12 protein-coding genes are annotated in these 12,037 nt (G+C 73.4%); 3 read left to right on the top strand and 9 right to left on the bottom strand.

Annotation, left to right across the window (positions count from 1 at the left end; translation table 11 throughout):
- Window positions 1-3: 3 nt before the first annotated feature.
- Entirely contained in the window at window positions 4-990 is a 987-nt protein-coding gene (gene deoC, locus VM95_RS08075; RefSeq protein ID WP_078859691.1) for a deoxyribose-phosphate aldolase, read from the bottom strand.
- Window positions 991-1,098: 108 nt separating this feature from the next.
- On the opposite strand from deoC, the gene VM95_RS08070 reads away from it, so the two are divergent.
- Complete coding sequence (locus VM95_RS08070) at window positions 1,099-1,773, top strand: PH domain-containing protein (RefSeq protein ID WP_045693457.1); 675 nt, start codon at window positions 1,099-1,101, stop codon at window positions 1,771-1,773.
- 73 nt (window positions 1,774-1,846) lie between these two features.
- On the opposite strand, the gene VM95_RS08065 is transcribed toward VM95_RS08070, so the two are convergent.
- From VM95_RS08065 to VM95_RS08055, 3 genes are all read right to left on the bottom strand, one after another.
- The gene (locus tag VM95_RS08065; protein ID WP_045693455.1) at window positions 1,847-3,565 is read right to left on the bottom strand and encodes a phospho-sugar mutase; all 1,719 of its coding nucleotides are present in this window, start codon (window positions 3,563-3,565) and stop codon (window positions 1,847-1,849) included.
- A gap of 163 nt (window positions 3,566-3,728) precedes the next feature.
- The gene (locus tag VM95_RS08060; RefSeq protein ID WP_045693453.1) at window positions 3,729-4,550 is read right to left on the bottom strand and encodes a purine-nucleoside phosphorylase; all 822 of its coding nucleotides are present in this window, start codon (window positions 4,548-4,550) and stop codon (window positions 3,729-3,731) included.
- Between the two features lie 174 nt (window positions 4,551-4,724).
- A complete protein-coding gene (locus VM95_RS08055; RefSeq protein ID WP_045693451.1) occupies window positions 4,725-5,162 on the bottom strand; it encodes a gamma-glutamylcyclotransferase family protein in 438 nt (145 codons plus the stop codon).
- 106 nt (window positions 5,163-5,268) lie between these two features.
- Between VM95_RS08055 and VM95_RS08050 the strand changes: the two genes are divergently transcribed.
- Entirely contained in the window at window positions 5,269-6,714 is a 1,446-nt protein-coding gene (locus tag VM95_RS08050; RefSeq protein ID WP_045693449.1) for an NAD(P)H-quinone dehydrogenase, read from the top strand.
- A 237-nt stretch (window positions 6,715-6,951) separates the two neighbouring features.
- Complete coding sequence (locus tag VM95_RS08045) at window positions 6,952-7,911, top strand: DeoR/GlpR family DNA-binding transcription regulator (protein ID WP_045693447.1); 960 nt, start codon at window positions 6,952-6,954, stop codon at window positions 7,909-7,911.
- 121 nt (window positions 7,912-8,032) lie between these two features.
- Here the strand turns inward: VM95_RS08045 and VM95_RS08040 are convergent, their stop codons facing one another.
- The 5 genes from VM95_RS08040 to VM95_RS08025 all read right to left on the bottom strand — a co-directional run bounded on the left by VM95_RS08040 (window position 8,033) and on the right by VM95_RS08025 (window position 12,016).
- On the bottom strand, window positions 8,033-9,805 hold the full coding sequence (locus VM95_RS08040; protein ID WP_045693445.1) for an acetyl/propionyl/methylcrotonyl-CoA carboxylase subunit alpha: 1,773 nt from the start codon (window positions 9,803-9,805) through the stop codon (window positions 8,033-8,035).
- 234 nt (window positions 9,806-10,039) lie between these two features.
- Window positions 10,040-10,774 carry a hypothetical protein gene (locus VM95_RS08035; protein WP_045693443.1) on the bottom strand — a complete coding sequence of 245 codons (735 nt, stop codon included), beginning with the start codon at window positions 10,772-10,774 and terminating at the stop codon, window positions 10,040-10,042.
- Window positions 10,775-10,840: 66 nt separating this feature from the next.
- Entirely contained in the window at window positions 10,841-11,443 is a 603-nt protein-coding gene (locus VM95_RS08030; protein ID WP_045693441.1) for a nucleoside triphosphate pyrophosphatase, read from the bottom strand.
- Window positions 11,444-11,477: 34 nt separating this feature from the next.
- Complete coding sequence (gene mmpB / locus VM95_RS43165; protein WP_167352903.1) at window positions 11,478-11,618, bottom strand: morphogenic membrane protein MmpB; 141 nt, start codon at window positions 11,616-11,618, stop codon at window positions 11,478-11,480.
- A 176-nt stretch (window positions 11,619-11,794) separates the two neighbouring features.
- Window positions 11,795-12,016, bottom strand: coding sequence for an acyl-CoA carboxylase epsilon subunit (locus VM95_RS08025; protein WP_045693440.1), 222 nt, complete (start codon window positions 12,014-12,016; stop codon window positions 11,795-11,797).
- Window positions 12,017-12,037: the final 21 nt, after the last annotated feature.

Raw genomic sequence — 12,037 nt, 5'->3', positions numbered from 1 at the left:
TGATCAGTCCACCGTCACGTAGTCGGGGCCGGAGTAGCGTCCGGTGGTGAGCTTCTGGCGCTGCATCAGCAGGTCGTTGAGCAGGCTGGAGGCGCCGAAGCGGAACCAGTGCGGGGTCAGCCAGTCGTCACCGAGGGTCTCGTTGACCATCACCAGGTACTTCATGGCGTCCTTGGTGGTCTTGATGCCGCCGGCGGGCTTCACGCCGACCTGGACGCCGGTGGCCGCGCGGAAGTCGCGGACGGCCTCCAGCATCAGCAGGGTGACCGGCGGGGTCGCGTTGACGGCGACCTTGCCGGTGGAGGTCTTGATGAAGTCGGCGCCGGCCAGCATCGCCAGCCAGGAGACCCGGCGGACGTTGTCGTAGGTCTGCAGCTCGCCGGTCTCGAAGATCACCTTGAGGTGGGCGTAGCTGCCGTCGGCGCGCTTGCACGCCTCCTTGACGGCGACGATCTCCTGGAAGACGTCGAAGTAGCGGCCGGAGAGGAAGGCGCCGCGGTCGATCACCATGTCGATCTCGTCGGCGCCCGCGGCCACCGCGTCGGCGGTGTCGGCGAGCTTGACCCGCAGTGCGGCGCGCCCGGCCGGGAAGGCGGTGGCGACGGACGCGACCTGGATGTCGGTGCCCTTCAGGGCGTCCTTCGCGGTGGCGACCATGTCCGGGTAGACACAGATGGCGGCGACGCGCGGAGTGGTCGGATCGGTCGGGTCGGGGGTCCTGCCCTTGGCGCAGAGCGCGCGCACCTTGCCGACCGTGTCCGCGCCCTCCAGCGTGGTCAGGTCGATCATGGAGATCGCCAGGTCGATGGCGTACGCCTTCGCCGTGGTCTTGATCGAGCGGGTCCCGAGGCTGGCGGCACGCGCCTCCAGGCCGACCTGGTCGACGCCGGGCAGGCCGTGCAGGAAGCGGCGGAGCGAGGCCTCGGACGCCGCAACGTCCGCGAGGCCGCTGCCCGCAACACCGGGGGCATTGGCTGCAACAGTGGACATAGTCACCAGACCAGCATATCTACGCGCGTAGTAGTCCGCTAGGGAGCCCACCTTTCGTGGCCGGACCGAGACCTCCGCAGGTGGGGGGCATGGGGCAGAATCGACGCCATGACCGAATCCGACGGCAAGCCCCACCCGGGCGCGGCCGGCCCAGACGGGGAGCCCGAGTACGCGGACCGCGTGTACCGGTCCGTCCCCGGTGTGATCTCCGGCGTGTTCCTGCTGGCCGTCGCCGCCTGGCTGATCGGCGACGCGGTGGTGACCGGCACGGGCAGGACCCCGTGGGTCGCGCTCGCGGCCCTGCCGGTGTTCGCCTTCCCGGTGATCGCCTACACCCTGCGCCCGGTGGTCCGGGCGAACGCGAGCGAGCTGGTGGTGCGCAACCCGTGGCGGACCATCACCGCCCCCTGGGCCTCGGTGGACGCGCTGCGCGCCGGGTACTCGGTCGAGCTGCTGGCCGGCGAGAAGAAGTACCAGGTGTGGGCGGTGCCGGTGTCGCTGCGGCAGCGCAAGCGGGCGACCCGGGCCCAGCAGCTCGGCCCCGCGGAGCACGCCTCCCGGATGGGGATGGTCTTCGGGCGGCAGACCAACCCGGTCGTGCCGGGCTCGGCCGACCCCACCCGCGCCTGGTCCGACCAGGTGACGAACGTCCTGCAGGAGATGGCCGAGCGCTACGCCCGCCGTCCGGAGGCGGCCGGCCCGCTGGTCGTCCGGTGGTGCTGGTGGATCATCGCGCCCACCCTGGTCGGGCTGGTCGCCCTGATCACGGCCATCCTGGTCTGACGCACGTCCCCAGCCATGCCGAAGGGCCCGCCGGTCGGAACCGGCGGGCCCTTCCACGTCCACGGGCCGCGGGTCAGATGCCGGCGGCCGCGGCCAGGTCGCGCTTGATCGCGCCGAGGAGCTCGGCGGCGCGCTCGCGGGCGGCGGCGAGGTCGGCGGCGGTCGCCACCGGGAGGACGACCTCCAGGTAGCACTTGAGCTTGGGCTCGGTGCCGGAGGGGCGGACCACGATGCGGGCGGAGCGGACGGCCTCGCCGGCCAGGTAGTAGCGCAGGCCGTCGGTGGGCGGCAGCTCGGCGGAGCCCGCCGCGAGGTCGTCCGCGCGGGTGACGGCCAGGCCGGCCAGGGCGGTCGGCGGCTGCTCGCGCAGGCGGCGCATGGCGTCGGCGATCAGCGAGAGGTCCTGCACCCGGACGGACAGCTGGTCGGTGGCGTGCAGGCCGTGCTCCAGCGCCAGGTCGTCCAGCAGGTCGCTCAGGGTGCGGCCGGACTTCTTGAGGGTGGCGGCGAGCTCGGCGACCAGCAGGGCGGCGGTGATGCCGTCCTTGTCCCGGACGCCCTGCGGGTCGACGCAGTAGCCGAGCGCCTCCTCGTAGCCGTAGCGCAGGCCCTCGGCGCGGGAGATCCACTTGAAGCCGGTCAGCGTCTCGGCGTAGCCCAGGCCCGCGGCCTCGGCGATCCGGCCGAGCAGGGTGGCCGAGACGATGGTGGTGGCGAAGGTGCCCTCGGCCTTCTTGGCGACCAGGGCGGAGCCGAGCAGCGCGCCGACCTCGTCGCCGCGCAGCATCCGCCAGCCGGAGCCGCCGTTGCCGCTGCCGGCGGCGTTGCCGTGGACCGGGACGGCCACCGCGCAGCGGTCGGCGTCCGGGTCGTTGGCGATCACGATGTCCGGGCCCGCCGAGGCGGCGGTGCGGAAGGCGAGGTCCATCGCCCCCGGCTCCTCCGGGTTGGGGAAGGCGACGGTCGGGAAGTCCGGGTCGGGCTCGGCCTGTTCGGCGACCACGGTGGGCGCGGCGAAGCCGGCCCGGCGGAACGCGGCGACCAGGGTGTCGCGGCCGACGCCGTGCATCGGGGTGTAGACCACGTCGAGCTCGCGCGGGCTGTGCTCGTCGACGATCGACACGGCCCGGTCCAGGTAGGCCTCGATCACGTCCTCGCCGAGCACCTCCCAGCCCTCCTCGGCGCGCGGGACGTCGTCCAGCGAGTCGATCGCGTCGATCTCGGCGGCGATCCCGGCGTCGGCCGGCGGGACGATCTGCGAGCCGTCGCCCAGGTAGACCTTGTAGCCGTTGTCCTGCGGCGGGTTGTGGCTGGCCGTGACGGTGACGCCTGCGGCCGCGCCGAGGTGGCGCACGGCGAAGGCGAGCACCGGGGTCGGCAGCGGGCGGGGCAGCAGCGCGGCGCGCAGGCCGGCCGCGACCACCACGGCGGCGGTGTCGCGGGCGAAGTCGTAGGACTTGTACCGGGCGTCGTAGCCGATGACGACCAGGTCGCCCAGGCCCTCCTTCTTGACGTACGCGACCAGGCCGGCGGCGGCCCGGATCACCACGGCGCGGTTCATCCGCATCGGGCCGGCGCCGAGTTCGCCGCGCAGGCCGGCGGTGCCGAACTGGAGGCGGTCGGCGAAGCGCTCGGTGAGCTCGGCCCAGGCGCGGGTGCTGTCCTCCTCGGCCTCCGGGCCCTCGGCCCGGGCCAGCAGGGCGGTCAGCTCCTCGCGGGTCTGCGGGTCGGGGTCCTCGGCCAGCCAGGCCCGGGCCCGGGCGAGGAGGTCGGGGTTAAGTGCCTGCGTCATGTCGACAGCTCCATCGGGAAGTGCGTCGGGTGGGTCGGCCGGAGGGGTCCGCGCGGAGGAGGAGGAAGGGTGGGCGCATGCGGACGGGGCCCGCGGGAGGGCGTGATCAGCGGATCACGCCGCCCGAGGGCCCCGTCGCTCATGATTCTGCGCCCGGTGGGCGTCAGATCCGCTCAAGGACCTTCGCCAGCAGCTCGCCCATGCGCTCGGCCGAGGCCTTGCCGGCCTCCAGGACCTCTTCGTGGTTGAGCGGCTCGCCGGTCATGCCGGCGGCCAGGTTGGTGACCAGGGAGATGCCGAGCACCTCGGCGCCGGCCTCGCGGGCGGCGATGGCCTCCAGGGTGGTGGACATGCCGACCAGCTCGCCGCCGATCACCCGGGCCATGTTGACCTCGGCCGGGGTCTCGTAGTGCGGGCCGCGGAACTGGACGTAGACGGCCTCGTCCAGCGACGGGTCGACCTCGTGGCACAGCGTGCGCAGGCGCTTGGAGTACAGGTCGGTGAGGTCGACGAAGTTGGCGCCGACGATCGGGGAGTCCCCGGTCAGGTTGATGTGGTCGCTGATCAGGACCGGCTGGCCCGGGGTCCAGCCCTGGCGCAGGCCGCCGCAGCCGTTGGTCAGCACGATGACGCCGCAGCCGGCCGCGGCGGCGGTGCGCACGCCGTGGACGACCGTGGCGACGCCGTGGCCCTCGTAGTAGTGGTTGCGGCCGAGGAAGATCAGGGCGCGCTTGTCGCCGATCTTCACCGACCGGATCTTGCCGGCGTGGCCGGCGACGGCGGGCGCGGGGAAGCCGGGCAGGTCGGTGACCGGGAACTCGGCCACGGTCTCGCCCAGGGCGTCGGCGGCCGGCACCCAGCCGGAGCCCATCACCAGGGCGACGTCGTGCCGCTCGGCACCGGTCAGCTCGCGCAGGCGCTCGGCGGCGGCCTGGGCGGCGGCGTAGGGGTCGGTGGAGACGACCGACTGAGGAGTTGCGTTCACGCGTCAGAGGATAGACGGGATTTGGCTACGCGCGTAGAAAATCCGGGCGCGGCGTGCCGGATCGTTACCCGGATGACCCGAAAACACAGCTCGGTGGCGCTTTTCGGGTGACGGCGCTGTCGGGACGTACAGGAAGGTGCGTACGGGAAGGTGCGTGCCGGAAGTGCCGGGCGGCTAGCACGGCCGCCGGCGCAGGTCCAGGACGTAGTCGTCGGGGGCGCCCGCGCTCTCGGCGGCGTCGGCGATCAGGCCGAGGTAGCGGGCCGCGGGGAGGCCGCCCTCGTAGTCGTTGAGCACGTACGTCCAGACCGGGATGTCGCCGTCCAGGGTGTGCGCCCGCAGCTTGGTCTTGCGGTAGATGCCGAGCTGGACGCCCTCCCAGCGGTCCAGGCCCTCCTCGTCCATCGGCGCGATGTCGTACAGCGCGACGAAGACCTGGTGCTTCTCGTCCTCCACCACGGTGGCCAACGAGCCCTCCCAGCCGAGCTGTTCGCCGCCGAAGGTGAGCCGCCAGCCGTCCAGCCAGCCGGTGCCGCGCAGTGGGGAGTGCGGGGCTCGGCGGGTCATCTGCCGGGCATCGAGGTTGGTGGCATACGCGGCGTAGAGGGGCATGGGGGTCAGACTAGCCCGGCGGGCGGGCGGGGTGGAGGCCCGGCGAGCAGGTCCGCAGGCCGGACCCCGGCGTGGCGGCACTCCCGGCGTGCGGGACAATGGTGTCGTGACTCGGATCGTGATCATCGGTGGCGGACCCGGCGGCTACGAGGCGGCGCTGGTGGCCGCTCAGCTCGGCGCGGAGGTGACCGTCGTCGACCGCGACGGTCTGGGCGGATCGGCGGTGCTCACGGACTGCGTGCCGTCGAAGACCCTGATCGCGACCGCGGAGGTGATGACCACCTTCGACAGCTCGTACGAGGAGCTGGGCATCACCGTCGCCCCGGACGGGGCGGCCCGCGAGGGCGGCGAGAAGGTCGTCGGCGTGGACCTGGGCAAGGTCAACCGCCGTGTGAAGCGCCTGGCGATCGCGCAGTCCCACGACATCACCCAGTCCGTCACCCGCGCCGGTGTCACCGTGCTGCGCGGCCGCGGCCGGCTCGGCGCCGGCGGGCAGGCCGTGGACGGCTCCCGCGAGGTGCTGGTGGACGGGCCGGACGGCAGCGTGCAGTCGCTGCGTGCCGACGCCGTGCTGATCGCCACCGGCGCCCACCCGCGCGAGGTGCCGGACGCCAAGCCGGACGGCGAGCGGATCCTCACCTGGACCCAGGTGTACGACCTGGAGGAGCTGCCGCGCGAGCTGATCGTGGTCGGCTCCGGTGTGACCGGCGCCGAGTTCGCCGGCGCGTACCAGGCGCTCGGTTCGAAGGTCACCCTGGTCTCCAGCCGCGACCGGGTGCTGCCGGGCGAGGACCCGGACGCCGCCGAGGTGCTGGAGGACGTCTTCCGCCGCCGCGGCATGAACGTGATGAGCCGCTCGCGGGCCGAGAGCGCCAAGCGGATCGGCGACCGGGTCGAGGTGACCCTCTCGGACGGCAAGGTGATCGAGGGCACCCACTGCCTGATGGCGGTCGGCTCGATCCCCAACACCTCCGAGATGGGCCTGGAGGAGGCCGGGGTCAAGCTCAACGACTGGGGCCAGATCCAGGTCGACCGGGTCTCCCGCACCAGCGCTCCGGGCGTGTACGCGGCCGGCGACTGCACGGGCGTCTTCATGCTCGCCTCGGTCGCCGCCATGCAGGGCCGGATCGCGATGTACCACGCGCTGGGCGACGCGGTGCAGCCGCTGAACCTGAAGACCGTGGCCTCCAACGTCTTCACCGACCCGGAGATCGCCACCGTCGGCTACACCGCCGCCGACGTGCAGTGCGGCAAGATGGACGCCGTCGTGGTCAAGCTGCCGCTGCGCGGCAACCCGCGGGCGAAGATGCAGGGCATCCGGGACGGCTTCGTGAAGCTGTTCTGCCGCCCGGGCACCGGCATCGTGGTCGGCGGCGTGGTCGTCGCCCCGCGGGCCAGCGAGCTGATCCACCCGATCTCGCTCGCGGTGGACGCCAATCTGACGGTCGAACAGGTGGCCAGCGCCTTCACCGTCTACCCGTCCGTCTCCGGCTCGACCGCCGAGGCCGCCCGGCAGCTGCACATCCGCAAGCGGGCCGACGGCGAATCCTGAGCTCAGGCGCACACTCGAGGGGCGGCTGCCGATCGGCGGCCGCCCCTCGGGCATGCCGGAGCGTCACCCGGACGGCGGGCGCAGCCCCCGGATTGCTGACGGCGCGTATTGTACGGTCACGCGCCGCTCGTGCGTGAGCATTTCCCGCTACCAGCTGCAAACGCCTGAAAGCAGACGGTCACGCGGGTTACCGTCAGTTCTGTGTTTGCAGCAGAACGTCGCCAGTTGATCCTCGAAATGGTGCGCGCCAACGGAGCCGTCTCGCTCCGGGAGTTGGCCCGCGTCGTCCAGACCTCCGAAGTGACCGTGCGTCGTGACGTACGGGCGCTGGAGGCAGAAGGGCTCCTCGACCGCCGGCACGGCGGCGCGGTGCTCCCCGGCGGCTTCAGCCGCGAACCCGGCTACCCGCAGAAGACCCACCTGTCCGCGGCGGAGAAGAGCGCCATCGCGGACCTCGCCGCCTCCCTGGTGGAGGAGGGCGACGCGGTGGTGGTCGGCGCCGGCACCACCACCCAGGAGCTGGCCCGCCGGCTGGCCCGGGTGCCCGGGCTGACCGTCGTCACCAACTCGCTGCTGGTCGCCCAGGCGTTGGCGCACGCCAACCGCGTCGAGGTGGTGATGACCGGCGGCACCCTGCGCGGCTCCAACTACGCGCTGGTCGGCAGCGGCGCGGAACAGGCGCTGCAGGGGCTGCGGGTCGCCAAGGCCTTCATCTCCGGCAGCGGCCTGACCGCCGAACGCGGGCTGTCGACCGCCAACATGCTGTCCGCGAGCGTGGACCGGGCACTGGTGCAGTCGGCCGCCGAGGTCATCGTCCTCGCCGACCACACCAAGCTCGGCACGGACAGCATGTTCCCGACCGTCGAGTCCGAGGCCATCACCCGGCTGGTCACCGACGAGCAGGCCGGCGCGGACGACACCACCGCCCGCGAACTGGACGCGCTGGCCGACCGCGGCGTGCAGATCGACCTGGCGCCGATCGGCGGCTCCCCGGGCGGCAGCGACGCCCCGGTGCACGGCACCGGCAGCGGGCCCGTCCACCAGACCCAGCCCGGCCCGCTGGCCCGCCGCCCCTCGCCGCCGCCCGGTGGCGCCCCGCTGCCCGGGCAGCGCCGTCCGGGCGCCCACGGCGGTCCGGTCGGCCCCGGCGGAATGCCCGTCCGGCTGGCCGAGTTGGGGCTGCCGCGCGGCCGGTGACGGGACCCCCGAACCGGTGAAAAACCGCGACCGGTCCGCACCCCCCGAAGGGCGTACGGACCGGTCGTCGGATTGACGGGCGGGGCCTCGGCCCCGGATCCGGGTCAGTCCTCGATCTCGCTCAGTCCTTGATCTCGCAGAGCGCGGCGCCGCTGCTGACGCTGGCGCCCACCTCGGCCTTGAGGCCGACGACGGTGCCCGCCTTGTGGGCGTTCAGCGGCTGCTCCATCTTCATCGCCTCCAGGACCACGATCAGCTCGCCCTCGGCGACGACCTGGCCCTCCTCCACGGCGACCTTGACGATGGTGCCCTGCATCGGCGAGGCCAGGGTGTCGCCGCCGACGGCCGAGCCGGCCTTCTTGGCGCCCACCCGGCGCTTGGCCTTCGCGGCCCCCGCACCGGCCGCCGGGGCCGACGCGACGCCGAGCGAGGACGGCAGCGAGACCTCGATCCGCTTGCCGCCGACCTCGACCACCACGGTCTCCCGGGTCTCGGCCTCGTCGCCCTCGGCACCCGCGCCGACGAACGCCGGGATGGTGTTCTCGAACTCGGTCTCGATCCAGCGGGTGAAGACCTTGAACGGCCCGTCCTCGCCGTGCACCTCGGGCGCGAACGCCGGGTCCGTGACGACCGCCTGGTGGAACGGGATGGCGGTGGCCATGCCCTCGACCTTGAACTCGGCCAGCGCGCGCCTGGCCCGCTCCAGGGCCTGCTTGCGGTCCCGGCCGGTGATGACCAGCTTGGCCAGCAGGGAGTCCCAGGCCGGGCCGATGACCGAACCGGTCTCGACGCCCGAGTCCAGGCGCACGCCCGGGCCGGACGGCGGGGCGAACAGCGTGACGGTGCCGGGCGCGGGCAGGAAGTTGCGGCCCGGGTCCTCGCCGTTGATGCGGAACTCGAAGGAGTGGCCGCGGATCTCGGGGTCGCCGTAGCCCAGCTCCTCGCCGTCGGCGATCCGGAACATCTCGCGGACCAGGTCGAGGCCGGTGACCTCCTCGGTGACCGGGTGCTCCACCTGCAGACGGGTGTTGACCTCCAGGAAGGAGATCGTGCCGTCCAGCGCCACCAGGAACTCGCAGGTCCCGGCGCCGACGTAGCCGGCCTCCTTCAGGATGGCCTTGGACGCGCGGTACAGCTCGGCGTTCTGCTCGGCGGTCAGGAACGGCGCGGGCGCCTCCTCGACCAGCTTCTGGTGCCGGCGCTGCAGCGAGCAGTCACGGGTGGACACGACGACCACGTTGCCGTGCTGGTCGGCGAGGCACTGGGTCTCGACGTGGCGCGGGTTGTCCAGGTAGCGCTCGACGAAGCACTCGCCGCGGCCGAAGGCGGCGACCGCCTCGCGCACCGCGGACTCGAACAGCTCCGGGATCTCCTCCAGCGTGCGGGCGACCTTCAGGCCGCGGCCGCCGCCGCCGAACGCCGCCTTGATGGCGACCGGCAGGCCGTGCTCGCGGGCGAAGGCGACGACCTCGTCGGCGCCCGCGACCGGGTCCGGCGTGCCGGCGACCAGCGGGGCACCGGCGCGCTGCGCCACGTGCCGGGCGGTGACCTTGTCGCCGAGGTCGCGGATGGCCTGCGGCGGCGGGCCGATCCAGATCAGACCGGCGTCGAGGACGGCCTGGGCGAACTCGGCGTTCTCCGACAGGAACCCGTAACCGGGGTGGACGGCGTCGGCACCGGAGTCGGCGGCGGCCTTGAGGACCTTCGCGATGTCCAGGTAACTGGTGGCCGGGGTGTCACCGCCCAGCGCGTAAGCCTCGTCGGCCGCGCGGACGTGCAGCGCATCCCGGTCCGGCTCGGCGTAGACGGCGACGCTGGCGATACCGGCGTCCGAGCAGGCACGGGCGACGCGGACGGCGATTTCCCCGCGGTTGGCGATGAGCACCTTGCGCACTGTGGCTCCCTTCTTGAACCTCGTTGAGTTTATGGATTCCTGGGCGGTACCGGCGAGTAGCCCCAGGTTGTGAACTATCCCACACGCTCGGTGATGGAATTCGTCACGTTGTCTACGGTCCGTGAGATGACCGCGCAGGTCACCGCCGGTCCCGTCGCGGCGGCGCGGGCGTCGGCCCGCGGCCGGGCCGCGGCGTGGCGGCACGTGGCATGCGACACAGTTTCACGGACCCGGTCAGGAGGCCGCGGCGGGGGTGGTGGGCCGCCGCAGTGCCTCGGTCGTCACGTCGGCGGCCAGCTCCACCATGTCCGGCCCGTACGCCTCCGGGTTGACCACCCGCAGGACCAGCGCGAAGGTGCCGTTCCGGCCGTACCGGCGGGCGAGTTCGCGGTGGTGCGCGACCAGGTAGCGCACGCCGGCCTGGTTGGCGGTGCCGGTCTGGCCGGAGACCAGGAAGACCGGGCGGCCGCCGTCCGGGGTGGCGATCCGGGCGAGCAGGGTGTGCGCCCGCTCCTGGTCGGCGGTGAAGTCGCGGTCGCCCACCACGATGACGTTGCTGCCCGGGCCGGGGCCGGAGGTGACCAGGGCGCCCGGCAGGCCCCAGGCGAGGTGGGCGGCGGTCCGCTCGTTGCTGACCGGACCGCCCAGGCACAGCTCGGTCTTGGCGCCCAGCCCCCGGTGCGCGGAGTCGTGCGCGACCAGTTCGGACCGCGCCCCGCACTCCTCGACCAGCCCGGCCAGCCACATCAGGGCGTAGGCGTCCCGGCGGGTCACGGTGTGCGCGTGCGAGCCCTCACCGACGCTGCGGGGCACCACGATCAGGCACTCGCCGCCGGCCGGCAGCCCGAGGAACTCCCGCACCCGCTCGATCCTCCGGCGGCGGCGCAGGGCCTGGGCGAGCCAGCCGAGGCCGGCGCTGATGGCGCTGGCGACCAGGCCGAGCACCACGTTGAGCACGTTGTCGTTCATCGCCGAGCTTTTCCCCCCCGTCCGGACGCCGGCCAGCTTAGGGCCACAACTGCCCGGTGCGGCAGTTCACTTGGTCCACAGATCAGTGATGCGCAGGTCGAGGTCGGCGAGCAGGCGGCGCAGCAGGGGCAGCGAGAGGCCGATGACGTTGCCCGGGTCGCCGTCGATGCCGTCGACGAACGGCGCCGAGCGGCCGTCCAGGGTGAACGCGCCGGCCACGTGCAGGGGTTCGCCGGAGGCCACGTAGTCGGCGATCTCGGCGTCGTCCGGTGTGCCGAAGCGGACGGTGGTGGAAGCGGTGGCCGAGGCCCGGCGGCCGGTCGCGGTGTCGATCACGCAGTGGCCGGTGCGCAGCACCCCGGCGCGGCCGCGCATCGCGTGCCAGCGGGCGGTCGCCTCGGCGGCGTCGGCGGGCTTGCCGAGGGCCTGGCCGTCCAGTTCGAGGACGGAGTCGCAGCCGATCACCAGTTCGCCGCCGGTGAGTTCGGCGGCGACGGCCCCGGCCTTGGCCTCGGCCAGCACGAGGGCGAGCTCGGCGGGGGTGGCGGCGCTCAGCGCGTCCTCGTCGACGCCGCTGACCACCACGCGCGGGTCGAGGCCCGCCTGGCGCAGCAGGCCGAGGCGGGCGGGGGAGGCGGACGCGAGGACGAGGGTGCGCTGGTCGGTCATGGCCACCAGGGTAGGGGCTGCCGGTGCCCGCCGTTCAGGTGAACGGGCGGGTGAGCATGAACAGGACGGCACCCACCAGCACCAGGGCGGCGAGCACCTTGCCGGCCCGGTGCATCCGTTCCTGCATGCGGCGCGCCTCCTGGGAGGGCTCGTCGCGGGGGTCTGACCAGAGCACCCGTCCAGGGTGCGCCGCGCCGGGCGCCCGGCGCCTGAGTATCCGTACTCAGGTTCCGCGCCGACCGGTGGACCGGTCGGCCCGGGGAGCGGCCGGTGCGACGACGAACCGGCCGGAAACGCCGTACGGGAGCGGGAAGTCGGCCGGTCCGACTTCCCGCTCCCGTACGGGGTGGATCAGCGCGCCCAGCCGGCGGTGCGCCAGGCGTTCACGCCGGGGTGGAGCGTGGGGCGGAGCAGCCGGGCGCGGTCGTTCCAGGGGGAGGCCGGGCCGACACCGGCCAGGCGCGCCGCGTCGGCGGCGGCCTGTGCGGCGGCGGCCCGGGCCTGGACCACCGCCAGGACGGTGGCAAGCTCCTCGGGGGTCGGCTGCCCGTGCAGCACGTGGATCGGGGCCATGGTTCGATTCTCTCCCGTACG

This window comes from Streptomyces rubellomurinus, from assembly GCF_000961885.1.
In the GTDB taxonomy this organism is placed as follows: domain Bacteria; phylum Actinomycetota; class Actinomycetes; order Streptomycetales; family Streptomycetaceae; genus Kitasatospora; species Kitasatospora rubellomurina.
This window is presented reverse-complemented; position numbering and strand designations above follow the sequence as displayed.

Coding starts and splice junctions, on each gene's coding strand:
- VM95_RS08070 (WP_045693457.1), top strand. CDS start 1,099: ATGACCGAATCCGACGGCAAGCCCCACCCGGGCGCGGCCGGCCCAGAC.
- VM95_RS08055 (WP_045693451.1), bottom strand. CDS start 5,162: ATGCCCCTCTACGCCGCGTATGCCACCAACCTCGATGCCCGGCAGATG.
- VM95_RS08025 (WP_045693440.1), bottom strand. CDS start 12,016: ATGGCCCCGATCCACGTGCTGCACGGGCAGCCGACCCCCGAGGAGCTT.
- deoC (WP_078859691.1), bottom strand. CDS start 990: ATGTCCACTGTTGCAGCCAATGCCCCCGGTGTTGCGGGCAGCGGCCTC.
- VM95_RS08045 (WP_045693447.1), top strand. CDS start 6,952: ATGGTGCGCGCCAACGGAGCCGTCTCGCTCCGGGAGTTGGCCCGCGTC.
- VM95_RS08030 (WP_045693441.1), bottom strand. CDS start 11,443: ATGACCGACCAGCGCACCCTCGTCCTCGCGTCCGCCTCCCCCGCCCGC.
- VM95_RS08035 (WP_045693443.1), bottom strand. CDS start 10,774: ATGAACGACAACGTGCTCAACGTGGTGCTCGGCCTGGTCGCCAGCGCC.
- VM95_RS08065 (WP_045693455.1), bottom strand. CDS start 3,565: ATGACGCAGGCACTTAACCCCGACCTCCTCGCCCGGGCCCGGGCCTGG.